13 protein-coding genes are annotated in these 18,061 nt (G+C 64.8%); 2 read left to right on the top strand and 11 right to left on the bottom strand.

The window, feature by feature from the left end; translation table 11 throughout:
* Positions 1-5 precede the first annotated feature (5 nt).
* The 3 genes from BLV45_RS00375 to BLV45_RS00365 form a co-directional block, all read right to left on the bottom strand.
* On the bottom strand, positions 6-1,736 hold the full coding sequence (locus BLV45_RS00375) for a two-partner secretion domain-containing protein (RefSeq protein ID WP_090527349.1): 1,731 nt from the start codon (positions 1,734-1,736) through the stop codon (positions 6-8).
* 70 nt (positions 1,737-1,806) lie between these two features.
* Positions 1,807-3,567: a ShlB/FhaC/HecB family hemolysin secretion/activation protein gene (locus BLV45_RS00370; protein WP_090527346.1), complete on the bottom strand. Its 1,761-nt coding sequence runs from the start codon at positions 3,565-3,567 to the stop codon at positions 1,807-1,809.
* Between the two features lie 170 nt (positions 3,568-3,737).
* The gene (locus tag BLV45_RS00365) at positions 3,738-5,036 is read right to left on the bottom strand and encodes an EAL domain-containing protein (RefSeq protein WP_090527344.1); all 1,299 of its coding nucleotides are present in this window, start codon (positions 5,034-5,036) and stop codon (positions 3,738-3,740) included.
* Between the two features lie 380 nt (positions 5,037-5,416).
* Here BLV45_RS00365 and BLV45_RS00360 point away from each other — a divergent pair, with 380 nt between their 5' ends.
* Complete coding sequence (locus tag BLV45_RS00360) at positions 5,417-7,057, top strand: Na+/H+ antiporter (protein ID WP_090527341.1); 1,641 nt, start codon at positions 5,417-5,419, stop codon at positions 7,055-7,057.
* Between the two features lie 114 nt (positions 7,058-7,171).
* Here BLV45_RS00360 and BLV45_RS00355 read toward each other — a convergent pair whose 3' ends face one another.
* Together BLV45_RS00355 and BLV45_RS00350 are read right to left on the bottom strand one after the other, a co-directional pair.
* Positions 7,172-8,479, bottom strand: coding sequence for a solute carrier family 23 protein (locus tag BLV45_RS00355; protein WP_090527338.1), 1,308 nt, complete (start codon positions 8,477-8,479; stop codon positions 7,172-7,174).
* A 163-nt stretch (positions 8,480-8,642) separates the two neighbouring features.
* A complete protein-coding gene (locus BLV45_RS00350) occupies positions 8,643-9,341 on the bottom strand; it encodes a TetR/AcrR family transcriptional regulator (RefSeq protein ID WP_090527335.1) in 699 nt (232 codons plus the stop codon).
* A gap of 71 nt (positions 9,342-9,412) precedes the next feature.
* Between BLV45_RS00350 and BLV45_RS00345 the strand changes: the two genes are divergently transcribed.
* Positions 9,413-10,054, top strand: a complete 642-nt coding sequence (locus BLV45_RS00345; protein WP_090527331.1) for a glutathione binding-like protein — start codon at positions 9,413-9,415, stop codon at positions 10,052-10,054.
* A gap of 84 nt (positions 10,055-10,138) precedes the next feature.
* Here BLV45_RS00345 and BLV45_RS00340 read toward each other — a convergent pair whose 3' ends face one another.
* The 6 genes from BLV45_RS00340 to BLV45_RS00320 form a co-directional block, all read right to left on the bottom strand.
* Complete coding sequence (locus BLV45_RS00340; RefSeq protein WP_090530881.1) at positions 10,139-11,704, bottom strand: methyl-accepting chemotaxis protein; 1,566 nt, start codon at positions 11,702-11,704, stop codon at positions 10,139-10,141.
* A gap of 363 nt (positions 11,705-12,067) precedes the next feature.
* Positions 12,068-12,664, bottom strand: coding sequence for a DUF2239 family protein (locus BLV45_RS00335; RefSeq protein WP_090527328.1), 597 nt, complete (start codon positions 12,662-12,664; stop codon positions 12,068-12,070).
* Between the two features lie 318 nt (positions 12,665-12,982).
* A complete protein-coding gene (locus BLV45_RS00330) occupies positions 12,983-13,198 on the bottom strand; it encodes a DUF6900 domain-containing protein (RefSeq protein WP_090527326.1) in 216 nt (71 codons plus the stop codon).
* Complete coding sequence (locus BLV45_RS26875) at positions 13,195-13,461, bottom strand: hypothetical protein (protein ID WP_143130368.1); 267 nt, start codon at positions 13,459-13,461, stop codon at positions 13,195-13,197. The genes BLV45_RS00330 and BLV45_RS26875 overlap by 4 nt, the downstream gene beginning before the upstream one ends.
* Positions 13,462-13,829: 368 nt before the next feature.
* Entirely contained in the window at positions 13,830-15,692 is a 1,863-nt protein-coding gene (ilvD, locus tag BLV45_RS00325) for a dihydroxy-acid dehydratase (protein WP_090527323.1), read from the bottom strand.
* A 665-nt stretch (positions 15,693-16,357) separates the two neighbouring features.
* Positions 16,358-17,977: a methyl-accepting chemotaxis protein gene (locus BLV45_RS00320; RefSeq protein ID WP_090527321.1), complete on the bottom strand. Its 1,620-nt coding sequence runs from the start codon at positions 17,975-17,977 to the stop codon at positions 16,358-16,360.
* Between the last annotated feature and the right edge of the window lie 84 nt (positions 17,978-18,061).

Here is an 18,061-nt window from a genome sequence, read left to right as displayed (position 1 = left end):
CCGCCTCAACGGATGCGCTTGACCGACGCGTAACCGTCCTGGCTGTCCACCGAGCCGCCGTCCAGCACGAAATCGCCGGCGGTCAGATTGACATTGCCGAGGGCGCTGATCTTGCCCGACGCGTTGTTCAACGTGTTGGTCACCTTCATGTTCAACGCACTCTGCGCAAGCAGGCTGCCCTCGTTCGCGTTGTTCACGCTGTCGGCTACGATTCTGACGTCGTTTGCGCGCACCTTGCCCGCATGGTTGTCCAGCGTGCCGACGTTAAGGCTGACGCTGCCGGCGACCAGTCCGGACGTCGGGCGGCCCCATCCATCCTCTCCGCTCGAATAGGTGTCGACGTCGACAAGCGTATTGGCGTTGACGAGCGTGCCGGTCGTGACATCGATCCGGCTGGTCGCGTTGACGGCGCCGCGCGTGTTGTCGAACCGGTCACCGCGCACGGCGATGGTGTTGCCCTTCATGACACCGCCGGCATTGCTGAGCGAACTGGCGGTGACGTCAAGGCGGCCATCCGTATTGAGCCAGCCGTCGTTGTCGTTGACCACGCGCGCGGCGTTGATCTGCACGGACTTTTCACCGAACACCGTACCGCCGTTGCTGTTGTCGAGCGAACCGGCGGAGACGCCGACTGCACCCAGACTTTCAATCAACCCGCCGTTGCTGTTGTCGATCGTGCCGGCGCCCCCACCCGCGACGAGCCTGATGCTGTTTTCACCATAAATGAAGCCCTGGTTCGACAGCCCGGCCGACTGGATCGTCGCCGCGTTTCGCGCGCCGAGTACCCCCTGGATCGACACGTCGCCCGAGGTGGTGACCTTCGTGTCGTGCGTCGAGCGCAAGCCGCCACCGGCCTTGATCGACAGCGCGCCTGCATTCGACAGCTCGAGGTCGCCCGACAGCGAATCGACCATGCCGCCGATGTTCACGCCGACGCCGTTCTCCGTGCCCACCATGCGCACGCTGCTGCCGTACATGCTGCCAAGCGCACCGACGTCGATCGCCACTTGCGGCGCACTGCCCGTCGCGGCTTTGGCGGTTTCCTTGCCGCTCGCGTAGTCGACCGTGTTGGCGCCCGCGATCGCGGTCACTTTCGAACCCACCTTCACGGCGCCGTTGATGCGCATGGCGCGCGCGATCAGGTCGATCTGGCTGGCGGGAGCAGAGAGGCCGTCGGCGCCGACCGAAATCTCGCCCTTGCTCACGTCGATGTTCGCCACGTTGCCGTTCTTGTCGAGATTGACGGCGCCCGTCGTCAGTGTCACGCGCGGCGCGTTCACGAAGCCGCAGCCGTTGCACGTGATGCCGTTCGGATTCGCGACGATCAGGTTGGCCTTGTTGCCCGCGATTTCGGTCGTGCCAAGCAGTTGCGAAGCGTTACCCGACGTGACCTGGTTCAGGATCACCCTGGCGGCGCTGCCGCCGAGCTGATCGTTGGCCGCGAGGCGTCCGGCAAGCGTGCTGTTCGTCGCCGCGGTCGCGTTGTTCAGCACAAGGCCGTTTGCACCGACGTTGTACGCCGTGAAGTTGTTCACCGACACACCGCCCGCAGTCGGCTTTGCGATATTGACGATCTGCGAACCGTTCATGCCGCCCGAGAGCGTCGGACGTGCGCCCGCCGCGCCCGTGTCGACGACGACCTGCGCCCAGCTCGACGCAACCGGCACGAGCAGCCCGGCGGCGACGAGCAGGGTGAGTGGGCGGACCCGGACAGCTTTTTGAGTGATTTTTGACATTGTGTCTCTCTTAAGGAGGAGGGAGGCGATTGCCTCGGGGAATCCGACACGCCGATACGGCTCGCATCAGTTAAAACTGCCCGCTCAACTGCGCAAGCAGCACCGGCTTGTGTGTCGAAAAAGTGGCGGGCCTGCTTAGGGGCATGCCCAGGCTGATTTCATAGGACAACGCGGCCGGCCCAGGACGATCGATCTGGCCGCGCACGCCGACCACCGCGCCAGCGAGCGACGTGCCGCTCAGATTCCTTGCACTCGGGCCACTGACCTTGCCGAAGTCGACGCCTGCGAAGGCCGTCTGGCCGTGCAGAGGCAGTTGCAACTCGTTTTGCACGGCAAAGCCGCTTTCGGCGGCGAGCGTCGTCTGGCCGTCGAAGCCGCGTACGGTCGCGCGCGTGCCGATCGGGAAGAAATCGTTGGCGGTCATCCGGGTGCGGCCGTACTGGCCGGTCCACGTCATCTGATACGCGGTCTTGTGGCCGGCGAGCGTCAGGGGCACGTACGCGATCAGCGTGCCGGTCAGCGCCTGGAGCGCCGGCGTCACGCCGATACCGGGCGCCATGCCCGGCACCGCCGAGAGCCCCGCGAAGTTCTGGCGCCAGCTCACCGTGCCCATTACGCCGGCCGTGCTGAAGTACTGGCGGTGCGTGGCGCTGAGCTCGAACCCGGTCACGTCCTGATGCTGGACGGCAAGTTCCGCGTCGGCCAGATAGTTGCGGTAAATGCGCCGGTAGACACGGGCGCTCACCTGGGTACGGGCCGTCGAATTGCGAAACACGACGCGGCTCGCGCCGGCCGTCACTTCGGAGCTGGTGCCCCTGTAGACGAAGGGCATGCTCGCGAGCGACAGCGTTTGCTGATAGCGGGCACGCGTGGCGCCCACAAAAAGTGAGCCATAGCCGAACGGCACGTTCCAGTTGCCGCCGTAGGAGAGGTTCCCCTTGCCGGCGCCATAGTCGGCATTCGCGCCGGCCCAGACTTGCAGCTGGTCGGCAAGACCCAGCGGGGATTCGATGCTCAGCGTGCCCGCGAGCTGATATTTTCCGGTCGCATCGAGCCCCAGGTTATCGGCGCCGAGGCCGGCCTGAACGCGCCGGCCGGTACCTGGATGGATGCGAACGATCGACTGGGCGAAGGCATCGCCCGGGACGATGTCGATCGTCGCATCGCTCTGGCCGACGAGGCGGCGCAGGTTTTCGAGGCCCTGATCGACGTCGCGCTGGTTCAGGAGGTCACCGGCGCTCATGGCCATGGCACGCGCAAGCCGTTGCGGAGCCGGTGCTTCGCCTCCGTCTTCGCCCTCGCCTTCGCTAGCGACTTCGATCGCCGCGACGCGGCCAGCCACGATGTCGAACGTCAGCACGCCGCCCGACAGCGTCTGCCCGGGAAGCAGCACGCGCGACGTGATGTAGCCCCGCTGGATCAGCGCATCATTGGCGTGCCGCTGCAGCCAGAGCAGACCGTTTCTGCCGATGCATCGCCCTTCCGCCTGGCGCAGCCACTGCTCGAGCCACGGAAACTCCGGGGAAGACGCCTGCACACGGACGATGTCGAAACACGCCGCGTCCTGCGGTATTTCGTCATCCTGAGCGGCGCTGGCCTGACTGTCGGTGAAGACGTCCGGGCGGCTATTGGCCTGGTCGCGAATGGATTCGGCCTGCTGGTTCTGCCGGCGCTGGATGTCGGCCGGCGCGGCCACTTCCACCGCTGCGTGAGCAACTTGCCCCAGAGAAAATCCGGCGACACAGGCGGCCACCAGTGCGCGCCGTCGCAGCCCGAAGACGGGCGCCCGGCAATCGCCCGACAACACGACAGCAACATTGCGTTGATCCACCTTTCTGAACCCCGATCACCTTGAAAGGCGCCGAGTATGTAAGCCATCAGAAAGCAAATCAATCGTTTGCCGCCCTTGTCGGAGAGAATCAGATTGGTCTTAAATTTGGGACAACAAACCTTTACAAAACATCGTCCCGTGCGGGGTTTTTCCAATGTTTTCCGATGCCGTCACACCTGCGACGGGTTCGGAGATTCCACCATTTCACCTTGCCAGTCGATGTCCGCGCACAGCACGCATAATCGGTCGCCGACGCGTGTGGCGATCGACAGCGTCACGCACATCGTCGCTTCATTGATCGACAGATAGGGGCGCGTAACCTGCACGCGCTGCGGTTCGCGCATCGCGGAGCGAAAGTACGGCCGGCGCAGCCAACTCGCGCCCTTCGCATCCGAGAGCGGCAAAAAGCGCGACATCTGCACGGCCCGGTCCGCGCGCAGCACGACGTTGCGCTCCGACTGCCGGCCGTTCTCGTCGAGCAGGAAGCAGCGGGCCGCGTGATCGAGCGACAGGAAATTCCAGCACACCTCGTCGAGCGGCTCGCCGGCGGACAGCCGCTCGGCCGCCCGCTCGAACGCACGGATGTACGGTGCAAGGCGTGACGCATCGCGTTTTTCGCGCGTCCCGGTCAGATGCCGGTTGCGCTCGGTCAACTCGCCGATCAACGCCGCGCTCGCCGAAGCATCGACCGTCGCGGCGCTCGGCCGGCCGAAGAAAAATCCCTGCACGAAGTCGGCGTCGCACGCGAGCGCCATGTGCGCCTCGCTCTCGGTCTCGACCCCTTCGACCAGCACCAGCTTGCCCGCCTCATGCAGCAGCGCCACGAGCCCCGGCAGGATCGACGAACCCTGCGGCCGGATCGCTCCCGGCGCGAGCAGCGAACGGTCGAGTTTCACGATGTCGGGATTCAGTTGCCAGATACGCTCGACGTTCGAATGCCCCGCGCCGAAGTCGTCGAGCGCGATCAGGAAGCCGCGCTCGCGAAACTCGCGCACCGCTTCGGCGAGACGTTCGAGATCGTCCGCGCGCTGTTCGAGCACTTCGAGCACGATGCGGCGCGGGGGCAGATCGAGCCGCCGCAGGTTGGCGAGCAGCGCGGCTGCGTGATACGGATCGGTGAGCGCGCCCGGATGCACGTTCAGGAAGAGCCACTCCGTTTCCGCGCCGAGCGCCTTGAAGTTCTCCAGATGCAGCGCCTGCGCGAGACGGTCGACCTGGAGCACGTCGCCGAGACGGGCGGCCTGGCCAAACACGTCGAGCGGCGAAACCGGGCGGTCAAGCGAATCGTGCGCGCGCAACAGTCCCTCGTAGCCGACCGCGCGCATGTGCGACAGGCTGAAGATCGGCTGGAACACGCTCGTGAGTTCCAGCTCCCCGTGCTGCGTCGAATAACGTTGCAGGCCCGAGGCGAAACTCACCTCGAACCCGTGCGGCGCGACGGCCGTTCTGTCCTGCTGCGCAATGCTCATGCAATCCTCTCACGCGCGCGTGGAGCGATCCTGTCGAGGGACGACCGGACGGGCTCCACGCTCAAAATGTGCGTCATCGATATAGCTTAAGCAAGCTCCGTGCGCACGTTGGCGCACATATCGCGTTAGTTCGCGCGCCTGCCGGGCTCCGATCGTCAGTTTCGTGCGTCGAGGCGGGGCGGCGGGGCACCGTAACGGTGCAACAAGGGACACACCCGCGTCCCGGTCCAGCGTGCGTTTCGCGGCAGGATCCGGGGGCGCCGGCTACACTGCGGGCTCGTGTTCCTGCTGGCGTCGCTGTCCGCGCCATGTCGCTGGCCGCGCTCGCGGCTGCTTCGGCGCGCCGTCGATGCCGCTCCGCAACCTCCAGAAAAGACCTGATGGAAATCGTTTTTACCGTTCTTATCCTGCTGCTCGCGGTCGCCAGTTCGGGCGTCCTGATCCGGGTGCTGCCCGTCAAACCGCCGCTGCCGCTCGTGCAGATCGCGATCGGCGCACTGCTCGCGTGGCCGAAGCTCGACTTGCACGTCACGTTCGATCCCGACATCTTCATGGTGCTGTTCATTCCGCCGCTGCTCTTCGCGGACGGCTGGCGCATCCCGAAGCGCGAGTTCTTCATGCAGCGGCGCGCGATCCTGATGCTCGCGCTCGGGCTCGTGTTCATGACAGTGCTCGCGGTCGGCTACTTCGTGCATGCGCTCGTGCCGGCGATTCCGCTGCCGGTCGCGTTCGCGCTTGCCGCCGTGCTGTCGCCGACCGACGCCGTCGCGCTGACCGGCATCGCCGGCAAGGGAAGGATCGCGCCGCAGCTGATGCATATCCTCGAAGGCGAGGCGCTGATGAACGACGCGTCGGGCCTCGTCGCACTGAAGTTTGCGATTGCGGCGGCGCTGACCGGCGTGTTCTCGCTGCGTGACGCGTCGATCAGCTTCGTGATCATCGCCGCCGGCGGCCTCGCGACCGGCGCCGCGGTCGGCTGGGTGTTCAGCTTCGTCTCGTCGCGCTTTCTGAACATGACCGAGGAAGGCGACCCGGCTCCGGGCGTCGTGATGACGCTGCTGATTCCGTTCGCGTCATACCTGTTCGCCGAGCACTTCGGCTGGTCGGGCATTCTGGCGGCTGTCGCAGCCGGAATGATGATGAACTACACCAGCATCATGCATGTCGGGCCGGTTTCGACGCGCATGCGCGCGGCGAGCACGTGGACGATGATCGAGTTCGTCTTCAACGGAATGGTGTTCATTCTGCTCGGGCTGCAGTTTCCTCACATCCTCGGCGATGCGCTGCTCGACGCGCATCACACGAGCGACGGGCAGGTGCTGCGGCTGATCGGCTACGTCGCGGCCGTGCTGCTCGTGCTGTATGCGCTGCGCTACGTGTGGGTGTGGGTGCTGCGGCTCTTTGCAAGCCGCGGCGCCAAACGCAAGGGCGTCACGAACGCCGTGCCGGGCGTCCGGATGGTCGCGGTGACGACGATCGCGGGCGTGCGCGGCGCCGTCACGCTGGCGGGCGTGCTGTCGTTGCCGGTCTCGCTCGCGGGGCGCGACCTGGCGATCTTCATCGCATCGGGCGTGATACTCGCGTCGTTGCTGGTGGCGGTGATCGTGCTGCCGTTCATCACGCACGGCAACCGTCGCGATCCGCACGAAGCCGAAGAAAAGCTCGCGCGAACGCACGCGGCGCAGGCGGCGATCCGCGCCATCGACGACATGCACGACACGGTGAACGCTGGTCTCGACGAATCGGAGTCGGCCTCGGCCGCCGACGTGACGGCACGCGTGATGGACATTTACCGGCGCAGGCTCGCGACGCTCGGCGAGGAAGGCGCGCCACGCAAAATGGCGCAGCAGGCGGAAGCACTGGAACTGCGGATGCGGCTCGCCGCGATTCATGCCGAGCGCGCGACGCTGGTCGCGCTGCGCAACGCCCAGAAGATCAACGACGAGACCCTGACACGGCTGATGCGCGAGGTCGATCTGTCGGAGACCGCGCTGACGATGCGCGGCCGCGCGCGCGGATGACGGGTCAATGACGGGCGGGTGGCACGCGGGTGGCGCGCGGCCGGGAGGGTTGAAAGTCGCGCGTCGTCGCCGGTTGAACCGGGGTGCGGCGCGCGGCTGATTTGCTGCCTTCGCCTAAACGACCGGCTGCTGTGCCGGCTTGCGACGCAGCAGCGCGTACAGGATGATCGCGCCGAACGTCGCCGTGCCGATACCACCCAGACCGAAGCCACCGAGTTTCAGCGTGAAGTCGCCCGCGCCGAGCACGAGCGTGACGGCCGCGACGATCAGATTGCGGTTGTCGGAGAAGTCGACCTTGTTGACGACCCAGATACGCGCGCCGGTCACCGCGATCAGGCCGAACACGACGATCGATACGCCGCCCAGCACCGGACCCGGAATCGTCTGGATGACCGCACCGAACTTCGGCGAGAAACCGAGCACGAGCGCGATCAGTGCGGCGATCACGAACACGAGCGTCGAATAGATCTTCGTCACGGCCATCACGCCGATGTTTTCGGCGTACGTCGTGACGCCGGTGCCGCCGGCGAATCCCGACACGATGGTGGCGAGGCCGTCGCCGATAAACGCGCGGCCGATATAGCCGTCGAGGTTCTGGCCGGTCATCGCGCTCACCGCCTTGATGTGCCCGAGGTTTTCCGCGACGAGAATCACGGCGACCGGCGCGAGCAGCGTCATCGCCTGCAGGTTGAAGACGGGCGCCGTGAAGTGCGGCATGCCGAACCACGCGGCATTCGCGACGACCGCGAAGTCGATCGGCTTGCCCATCCCCAGACCGTTCGTGACGATCGCATAGATCACATACGCGATCAGCAGGCCGACGAGAATCAGCAGGCGCTGCAGCATGCCGCGCGCGAACACCGCGACCGCGCCGACGCACAGCACCGTCACGAGCGCCATCCACGAATCGAACGCGTTCGCGCTCACGCCTTTCACCGCGATCGGCGCAAGATTCAGCCCGATCACCGCGACAATCGCACCGGTGACGACGGGCGGCATCAACGTTTCAATCCATTTCGTGCCGATCGCCGACACGATGAAGCCGATGATCGCGTACACGACGCCGCACGCGATGATCCCGCCGAGCGCGACGGGAATGTTCAGGTTCGGACCGTGTCCGCCGTAACCCGTCACCGCGATCACGAGGCCGATGAACGCGAAGCTCGAACCGAGATAGCTCGGCACGCGCCCACCCACGAGCACGAAGAAGAGCAGCGTGCCGATGCCTGACATGAAGATGCACAGATTCGGATCGAAGCCCATCAGCAGCGGCGCGAGCACCGTCGAACCGAACATCGCCACGACGTGCTGGATACCCATCGCGAGCATCTGCGGCCCGGCGAGCCGCTCGTCGGGCCCGACGACGCGGCCCTCGATGGCTCGCGGCTGGACGCGCCAGCGGGGGAAGTAGGAATCGGCCATGGCGGGATGTCTCCTCTAATCGGCGTGAAAGCAGGGGAAGCACCGCAAAAGCGGCACTGTTCTGGAATTACGCGCGAGTGTACGGAGCAGGCCTGCCGATGACAAGCCGTCAGTATGTTGCCGGGTTGTCGCGGTGCGCTTCGGTCTTGCTGGGCGACGTCACTCAGCCGGCCTTGCGGCGCCGTTTGGGCGGTTCCACCGAAGGCGCCGCTGGCGCTGGCGTTGTGCAGGCTGGCGCTTGCGTTGCGCAGATCAGCGCGACGCCGGCCGCCGCTGTTGCGCGCAGCGTTGCGCGCGTATCCCCCGCGCGCGAGCGCAGCGCGAGGCTGTGCATGATCGCGGATGCGACTCTCGCCAGCACCGCGGCGTCGGCGGCGGGATCGAGTTCGCCCTGCGCCTGGGCACGCAGCAGACGCCGCTCCAGCGCGCCATCGAAGGTCCGGAGGCCATCGGCGAGCTTCGCGCGAACGTCCGCGTCGCGCTTCGCTTCGACCACCGCCGTGCCGATCAGGAAGCATCCGCGCGGCTCGCCGCCAGCCGGCAGATAAATCGCGAGCGCCGCATCGTAGACGCGCATCAACGCCTGCGCGAGCGGCAGGTCGCCGCCGAGCGCCGCTTCCATCCCCTTGAGCCCGGCGTCGATGTAACCGTCGAGCGTATCCAGATAGAGCGCGTGCTTGTCGCCGAACGCGCCGTAAAGGCTCGGACGGTTCATGCCCGTCGCGACGCTCAGGTCGTCGAGCGACGTGCCCGAATAGCCGCCTTGCCAGAACGCCTGCGTGGCACTGGCAACCGCTTCGGTTGCGTCATAGGCGCGAGGCCTTCCGCGAGGTCGTTTTTCTCTTTTTGTACCGGTATGCATAAAAATATCTGGCGTCGTCGAATTTTGTTCACTATAGTACAAAACTCAAACCAACGACTGGAGGCACCGGAATGGATCTGTATTTTTCTCCCATGGCCTGCTCGCTCGCGACCCGCATCACGCTTTACGAAGCGAACGCGCACGCGAACTTCATTCAGGTCGACACGAAGAAGAAGCGCGTCGCCGACGGCACGGATTTCTATCAGGTCAGCCCGCTCGGGCAGGTGCCGGTGCTGCGCACGAACGATGGCTGGCTGCTCACCGAAAACACGGCGATCCTGCCGTACGTCGCCGACCAGTTCCCGCACGCGCACCTGATGCCGCCCGCCGGCACGGCGGAGCGCGCGAAAGTGCAGCAGTGGCTCGGGTTCATCAGCACGGAATTGCACAAGGCCGTGTTCGTCGCGTTGCTCGATCCCACCGCCGCGGAAGACGTGCTGAATTACACGCGCAAGCGGGTGCCGCTGCGTCTCGCTGTACTGGATGCGCATCTGGCCGCGAATGCGTTCTTGCTGGAGCGGTTCACGGTCGCCGATGCCTATCTTGCGACCGTGCTGAACTGGGCGCAGTACTCGGGTGTGAGTCTCGCCGCATGGCCTTCGGTGGATGCGTATTGCCGGCAGATCGCGCAGCGGCCCGCGGTCGCGAAAGCGTTCGCGGAAGAGATGGCGTTGTATCTCGAGGAACAGGCGCGCGAGAAAGCAACTGCATGAAATGATGCATGGCACGAAGCGCACCCATGCGTGGCGCGGGCGACGAAACGTTCATGCTTAGTCGCCCGCAGGGTGTGACGACGATCAGGCCGCGCGTGCCCTCACGGTGAACACCGAAACGGCCACCTTCAGCTGCCGCGCCTGATCCGCCATCGAACCCGCAGCCGCGGCCGCCTGTTCGACGAGGGCCGCGTTCTGCTGCGTCACCTGGTCCATCTGCGCGACCGCGCGGTTGACCTGCTCGATGCCAGTGCTCTGCTCAGTCGACGCCGCCGAAATCTCGCCCATGATGTCGTTCATGCGCTTGACCGCGTGCGTCACCTCGGCCATCGTCTGGCCCGCGCGCTCGGCCAGTTCGGCGCCGCTGCCCACACGCGTCGTCGAGTTTTCAATCAGCTCCTTGATTTCCTTCGCCGAGACCGCGCTGCGCTGCGCGAGCGAGCGCACCTCGCCCGCGACCACCGCGAAACCGCGACCCTGCTCGCCCGCACGTGCCGCTTCGACAGCCGCGTTCAACGCGAGGATGTTGGTCTGAAACGCAATGCCCTCGATCACGGCGATGATGTCCGTCATCCGCTTCGAGCCCGCGGCCAGGTCGCGCATCGTGTCGACGACGTCGTTCACCAGCACGTTGCCGCGTGCCGCCACTTCCGCTGCGCCGTGCGCGACGCCGCTCGCCTGCTGCGCGTTGTCCGCGTTCTGCCGCACGGTCGCGGTGAGCTGCTCCATGCTCGACGCGGTTTCCTCGAGCGAAGCGGCCTGCTCTTCCGTGCGCTGCGAGAGATCGGTATTGCCCTGGGCGATTTCACCCGAAGCAATCAGGATCGATTCGCTCGACGTGCTGATGCCGCCGACGATGCCCGCCAGCCGCTCACGCATGTTGCGGAGCGCGAAGAGCAGGCTGTCGTTGTCGCCCGCGCGGGTGTCGACGCGCACGGCGAGATCGCCGGCGGCGATGCGGTTCGCGATTTCAGCCGCGTAAGCCGGCTCGCCGCCGAGTTGCCGCGACAGACGCCGCGCGATCAGCCACGCGAGCACCATGCCCGTGACCATCGACGCGAGCACCAGCACGATCATGACGAGGCGCATGCGTTCGTAGCGGGCGGTGGCTTCCGCCTGCGCGTCGGTCGAGCGCTGACGGCGATATTCGATGACGACGTTGATGCGCTCGCGCATCGCGACGCTCGCCGCGATCGCACGGCGCACGAGCTCCGCGTTGTCGACGCCCGCCGGAACCGGATCGAGGCCGATCTGCTCACGCACGATCCCTTCCCAGACTGTGTTCGCTTTCATCACATCGTCGAGCAGCGTCTGGCCCTTGCTGGTCGTGATGGTCGCGGCGAAGCTGTCGAACGCCGAGTGCATCTCCTTCAGCGAGACGACGATTTCTTCTTTCAGACGCTGACGGCCCGCATCGTCGGGGGCGTAGCCGAGGTTCGCCGCGGCGAGGTCCGTGTCGACCTTGTGGCGGTTTGCCTCTTCCATCCAGTAGAGACCGTCCATGTAGCGGCCACCGATTGCTTCCGTGAGTCCGTGCAGCGCGGACAGCGCCGTCATGCCCGCGACGCCGGTCACGGCACCAAAACCCGTGACGAGCGCAAACGCCAGCAGCAATTTTCTCAGCACGGTCAATCGCTCAAACCACTTCATGTCATTCGCCTGTTCGTACATCCGGATCCTGGAGGAGATTTCCCGCACCACACACCATGCAGCGCGGATATCACATTCGCACGTCTTGTTTACGGCCGGGAGCGGAGCCGACTTGACGCACGAATACCCAGAATTCAAGTCTGCTAATGAAGTACGAAAGGCCCTCGAAAGCAGACTTCGACGTTCAGATCAGGCGTTCGACCGATTGGGATTCATCTGATGTTTGGCGTACCCACGCGTGGCTACACTGCAACCGCTGCGTGATTCCATGTGTAACGCCAGCACTGTTGTAACTCTCCGACTTTCCGTTCACGCGCTTTCTGCGTGAACGGTTTTTTTTTGCTCTTCACGGATTACCGCGTTTCAGGCCGAAGCGCCGAGCGCCGGCTCCGACAGACTCCGCACGTGATCGCGAACGTCAGTGGGCCATGGCGCTGTCAGGTCGTCGAAACGCGCGCGGTCGTTCGCAAAGAGCGCGCGCGTTGCGTCTTCGAATCCAGCCAGGTTGCCGGCCAGCGCGGTCATGAAACGGTACGTCGCTTCCTGCGCCCGACGCACGCGGTCGTGGTCCTCGTTTGCCGCACGGGCCGCGTCCACCAGCCTGCGCAGCGCAACCGACGCACCGCCCGGCTGGCCGTTGAGCCAGTCCCAGTGACGCGGCAGCAACGTCACCTCACGCGCGACGACGCCAAGCTTCGGGCGCCCGCGTCCACGCGGCGCTTCTTCGTTCGCAGCCAGCGGCGGCGCTACGTCCGCACCCGCCAGTCGCCCAATGACTTCATCGACCGGGCCTCGCAGATCGAACTCGACAGGCTGGCTCGTCACGCTGTCGAAAATCAGCACGGGCGCACTTTCGCCCCGGTCGACGACGGCTTTCACCGCAACGGCCACGTCTTTCAGCGCGCCGGACGCAATGCGGCGAACGCCTTCGAAAGCGATGCAGGTGGCTGGACTGGTCATGCCGAACTCCCTTCAATGGATGAATTCGACGGATTATACCCGGGTGTAAATATAGAACGCAATAACATCCGGGTAAAATAAATGACTGTGCCGGGCGTCGGCATGTGTCTCGATGGCGCCGTTCTTCCACTCGCGCGTCAACCAGCCACGCGTTGACGCGATTGCGTTGCTTTTCCCTCGTAGAGCGCCGCGCCGGCGGCATTGAGCATGGGCGCGGCCTCTCGAAGCGCTGCGTTTCCGTCGTCGCGATGCCGATACAGTGGATGGTCCTGAGCGCGGACTGGAAAAGCGGCCCGTTGTGGGCCGCCTTGTTCGTTGCTAGTTGCAGCGCGTTTCGCTTGCGGCACGGATGATCCGGGCGCCGACCAGCAATCCGGCGTCGTATGCGGCTTCGAGCGCGCATGCGAGATTTTCGATGCTGATTACGCGGAAATCCTCGGTCGGCTTGCCAGTCAGTTGGAGCGAAGCTATTCCCAACGTTTCGTGGGCGATCGACTGCAGGAGTTCGAGACGTTCGTCGTTCACGGTATTCATGACGTCTCCCTCCCGCCATGCGATGTCCGGCTGAGCAGATGCCGCGATGAAGCGGTTTTGCCCAGCAGGAGTGACGAAGCGTCGACGCGTTCATCGCGAGTCGCCTGCGTGCGGTTTAACGCCGCACGTGCGACGGACGCGATCATGCAGGCGCGGCTTGCATTCAGGGCGAACCACGATGAATGCACAGCACAGGTCGCTGTGGCGTGGGCGTGGGGGGCCTGTTCCAGACAGGCCAGATGATAGTGCAGACGGATTTTCATGATATTTCTCTCGCAGAGAGAGATGCGTTTTCCTCTCTTTATCTGATTGAAGTCATTGTGATTTCAAGCATAGAAGCCAGGAGAGGGCGCAGTACGCGGTGCGCTGACGCAGTTCGACGCTCTATTCTATTTTTTACGTGCGCGCGAACGTCGCAGGGTCGCAGGATTCGGGCGATGGAATAACAAATCCATGCTCACTCCGTTTTGCAGCAAGGACCTTGGATAGTGTGGATTATCACGAGGGCGTAGCCGTCCGTGACTGCGCTGGTCGACGCCTTCAGGCCGGTCAGCGCAGTGACCGACAGGCCGGATCCGGCATATCGGTCTCTTTGGCCCTGATCGCGTTGCCGCGACAGAGCCGTTGCACATCACTTGCGCTTAAGTTGCGAGAGATCCCGCACCGCGCCACGGTCGGCCGAGGTCGCCAGCGCGGCGTAGGCCTGCAACGCCTGCGACACCACGCGTGTACGATCAGCCGGCATCCAGGCCTTGTCGCCGCGTGCCTCCATGGCTTCGCGACGGCGTGCCAGTTCCGCGTCCGACACCGCCAGGTGCATCTTGCGCGCGGGAATATCGATCTCGATCACATCGCCCTCTTCCACCAGACCGATCGTGCCGCCTTCGGCGGCTTCCGGCGACGCATGCCCGATCACGAGCCCCGACGAACCACCCGAGAAGCGGCCATCGGTAAACAGCGCGCAGGTCTTACCCAGGCCTTTGGATTTCAGATACGACGTGGGGTAAAGCATTTCCTGCATGCCCGGGCCGCCCTTGGGGCCTTCGTAACGGATCACGACCACGTCGCCCGCCACAACCTGGTCGCCCAGAATGGCTTCGACAGCGTCATCCTGGCTCTCGAAGACGCGCGCGCGCCCGGAGAACATCCATTGCGATTCGTCGACACCCGCTGTCTTGACGATACAGCCCTTCTCCGCGAGATTGCCGTAGAGCACGGCGAGGCCGCCGTCTTTCGAATACGCGTTCTGCCTGCTGCGGATGCAACCAGTCTTGCGGTCGATATCCAGCGACGCGAACGTGGCTTCCTGGCTGAACGCAACGGTGGTCGGAATGCCGCCCGGGGCCGCGCGGAAGAATTTCTGCGCTTCTTCGCCCGCGCCGCCAGCGATGTCCCACGCGGCAATCGCGTTGCCGAGCGTGCCGCCAAGCACGTTGCCGCACGACAGGTCGAGCAGATCCGCGCGGGCCAGTTCGCCGAGAATGCCGGGAATGCCGCCGGCACGATGCACGTCTTCGATATGGAATTTGTCGGTTGCGGGCGCCACCTTGCACAGGCACGGCACCTTGCGCGAGATGCGATCGATGTCGGACATCGTGAAATCGACGCCGCCTTCCTGCGCCGCTGCCAGCAGGTGCAGCACGGTATTGGTCGAACCACCCATCGCGACGTCGAGCGCCATCGCGTTCTCGAATGCCTGTTTGCTGGCGATGCTGCGCGGCAGGACCGAGGTGTCGTCTTCCTGATAGTAGCGGCGGCACAGGTCTACCACCAGACGGCCGGCCTGTTCGAACAGGCCCTTGCGCCATGCGTGCGTGGCGACGATCGTGCCGTTGCCGGGCAACGCGAGGCCGATCGCCTCGGTCAGGCAATTCATCGAGTTCGCGGTGAACATGCCCGAGCAGGAGCCGCACGTCGGACAGGCACTGCGCTCGATTTCCGCCACTTCGGCGTCGCTGATCCGGGAGTCGCCCGCCTTGATCATCGCGTCGATCAGGTCGATCTTCGCGATCACCTGGCCGTCGGTCGGCGATTTGACCTTGCCCGCTTCCATCGGACCGCCGGAGATGAAGACGACCGGGATGTTCAGGCGCATGGCGGCCATCAGCATGCCCGGGGTGATCTTGTCGCAATTGGAGATGCAGACCATAGCGTCGGCGCAGTGCGCGTTGACCATGTATTCCACCGAGTCGGCAATCAGCTCGCGCGAGGGCAGCGAATACAGCATGCCGCCGTGGCCCATGGCAATGCCGTCGTCCACGGCGATGGTGTTGAATTCCTTCGCCACGCCGCCGGCCGCTTCGATTTCCTTCGCCACCAGCGCGCCCAGGTCGCGCAGATGCACATGGCCCGGCACGAACTGCGTGAACGAGTTCACCACCGCGATAATGGGCTTGCCGAAGTCACCGTCCTTCATGCCGGTGGCGCGCCACAACGCGCGCGCGCCGGCCATGTTGCGACCGTGAGTCGAAGTTCGTGAGCGATAGTCAGGCATCTGGGTCCTCAGGTATTGGGGTTGTCGAAACTGGAATGGTGTCCGGGCCAGCCGATGCACCGTTGCGGACGGTGACGGCGCGCCAATAGCCCGCAGGCGGCGGGCTATCGGTAGCGGGCAGGGCGTGTGCCGGGAATGTACGAATAATGCGAGAGCACCGGTAAGACGTCCAATATATTTTTACGGCACAATCAGGTCGTAAAAGATATTAATTGACGTTTGGTTGATGCAATGGAGGGGCGGTGATCATCCCGCATCCGCGAACATATCCCTGCGCCTGAGGTAGAAATATGGCTGCCGTTTCACACAGAACGTCATGGATATTCGTTCATGGAGCGGGTGAGAACGCGCGCGGAAAAACCGCACCCACGCCACGTCATTCGGTTCGATGCGGAACGTCGTTGGGGAAAGGATACGGTGCGTGGGGGCCTGGCCATTCTGGTGCGGGCGGTCCGGTGAACGCGTCGCATCCCGCAAAGCTGGCGAGGAGCAGGCATGCGAGCAAACCGGCCCCAAGCCGCCACCACGTCTTTCGAGCGTCCATCTCACACCTCCTGCCACGCCACGCTGCATGCGCTACTGATTGGACCGGCAATCGGGACGCGGGTTGCGCTGCGGCAGCCTTGACGGCCGCATGGGTCCAGAAGTGTTCGATGACATCGTGCTCAGGCGGGCGACAGTTCCGGCGCCATCCATGCCTGCCTGTGAGGTTCCTCGCCCTGCGGCTGGCGGGATTCATGCAATCGGAACACGGCAACGGCATCGTCAAGGGCGCCCGCCTGACCTTCAAGCGACGCCGCCGCTGCCGCGGCCTGCTCAACCAGCGCGGCGTTCTGCTGGGTCGCGTTGTCCATCTGCGTGACCGCGCGGTTGATCTGCTCGATGCCCCGCGACTGCTCTTCAGAAGCCACGCTGATTTCGCTCACGATGCGGGTTACGCTGCGCGCGGCGCTGACGATTTCCGCCATGGTGGCGCCCGCGCGAATCGCGAGTTCGGCTCCATTCTGAACCTTGGCGACCGACCCACCGATCAGCTCCCGGATCTCTTTCGCCGCTGCCGCCGAGCGTTGTGCCAGGGCGCGTACCTCGCCTGCCACCACTGCGAATCCACGCCCTTCGTCACCCGCACGCGCAGCTTCGACGGCGGCATTCAGCGCGAGTATGTTGGTCTGGAATGCGATGCCCTCGATGGCGCCAATGATGTCGACGATCCTGCTCGACCCCGACGACATGTCCGCGATCACGTCGATGACCTGCTCGACAACGTCGCCGCCGCGCGCCGCGATCTCCGACGCGTTTTCGGCGAGCGCACTGGCCTGCCGTGCGTTGTCGGCGTTCTGCCTGACCGTCGAGGTCAACTCTTCCATGCTCGACGCCGTTTCCTGCAGCGTCGCCGCCTGCTGTTCGGTGCGCGTCGACAGATCGACGTTGCCGCTTGCGATCTCGCGCGCGCCGTGTCCGATTGCCGCCGTCCCGCGCCGAACCTGACTGACCGCGGCAACAAGGCTCTCCTGCATGCGGGCGAGCGCGGCCATCAGGCGGCCCATTTCGTTCACACGCGTGCTGGCGATGTGCCCGGTGAGATCGCCAGTGGCGATCCGCTCGAAGTGCTGGATCGCCGCGTTGATCGGCCGCACGATCGACGCCGTCACCATGAAGCGCGCGAACAGGCCAAGTGCGATCGCGACCAGCCCGATGGCGCCAAACACCCAGCACAGCAGATGAAAATGCGCCTGGGCCAGATCGAAGCGCGCCTTCTGCTGCTGCAGCTGAACGTTCTCCAGCGCAAGCTGGGCGCTTTTATAGTCGCTGAACACCGTGTCAGGCGCCTGACGCTCCGTGGTCCGGAACGTGATGAAATCGTTCTGGTCGAGCGCGGCGACCTCGGGGGCCAACACCTGTTTCATCAACTGCTCACGCCTCGCGCGCAGTGCGTCAGCCAGTCCCTTCTCCACGTCGTCGGCCGGCGGCTGCGTCAGGTAGGCCGCGAATTCACGATCGCTGTCCGCCAGCCCGGCGTGTACCCGGGCGAGCACCGCGTCGGTGGGTTTTCCCTGCGCGACGAGCGTTTCGTAGGCACCCAGATCGACCCGCGCCTGCAGAATCGCTTCGCCGCTCGCGGCGAGGTGGCGCAAGGCGACCGTTTCTTCGGTGTACATCTTTTCGAGCGCCGCGTTGGCCGTCTTGAGACCCACGACAGATGTAGCGATCACGAACACCAGTGCGGCCGTATAGCCGGCGATCGTGACCGTCAGGGCGAGGCGGATCGTGGTATTTCTGAACATGGTAGTCGTCCTCGACTCGCGAAACAGAAAAAGCGGCGAACGGATTTATCCGTCGCCGCAAACAGGAGCACTTTTCGTCGATGA

It is taken from the genome of Paraburkholderia sartisoli (assembly GCF_900107685.1).
GTDB classification, from domain to species: domain Bacteria; phylum Pseudomonadota; class Gammaproteobacteria; order Burkholderiales; family Burkholderiaceae; genus Paraburkholderia; species Paraburkholderia sartisoli.
This window is presented reverse-complemented; position numbering and strand designations above follow the sequence as displayed.

Coding starts and splice junctions, on each gene's coding strand:
- BLV45_RS00345 (WP_090527331.1), top strand. CDS start 9,413: ATGGATCTGTATTTTTCTCCCATGGCCTGCTCGCTCGCGACCCGCATC.
- BLV45_RS00350 (WP_090527335.1), bottom strand. CDS start 9,341: ATGCATACCGGTACAAAAAGAGAAAAACGACCTCGCGGAAGGCCTCGC.
- BLV45_RS00360 (WP_090527341.1), top strand. CDS start 5,417: ATGGAAATCGTTTTTACCGTTCTTATCCTGCTGCTCGCGGTCGCCAGT.
- BLV45_RS26875 (WP_143130368.1), bottom strand. CDS start 13,461: ATGAAAATCCGTCTGCACTATCATCTGGCCTGTCTGGAACAGGCCCCC.
- ilvD (WP_090527323.1), bottom strand. CDS start 15,692: ATGCCTGACTATCGCTCACGAACTTCGACTCACGGTCGCAACATGGCC.
- BLV45_RS00330 (WP_090527326.1), bottom strand. CDS start 13,198: ATGAATACCGTGAACGACGAACGTCTCGAACTCCTGCAGTCGATCGCC.
- BLV45_RS00335 (WP_090527328.1), bottom strand. CDS start 12,664: ATGACCAGTCCAGCCACCTGCATCGCTTTCGAAGGCGTTCGCCGCATT.
- BLV45_RS00375 (WP_090527349.1), bottom strand. CDS start 1,736: ATGTCAAAAATCACTCAAAAAGCTGTCCGGGTCCGCCCACTCACCCTG.
- BLV45_RS00365 (WP_090527344.1), bottom strand. CDS start 5,036: ATGAGCATTGCGCAGCAGGACAGAACGGCCGTCGCGCCGCACGGGTTC.
- BLV45_RS00355 (WP_090527338.1), bottom strand. CDS start 8,479: ATGGCCGATTCCTACTTCCCCCGCTGGCGCGTCCAGCCGCGAGCCATC.
- BLV45_RS00320 (WP_090527321.1), bottom strand. CDS start 17,977: ATGTTCAGAAATACCACGATCCGCCTCGCCCTGACGGTCACGATCGCC.
- BLV45_RS00340 (WP_090530881.1), bottom strand. CDS start 11,704: ATGAAGTGGTTTGAGCGATTGACCGTGCTGAGAAAATTGCTGCTGGCG.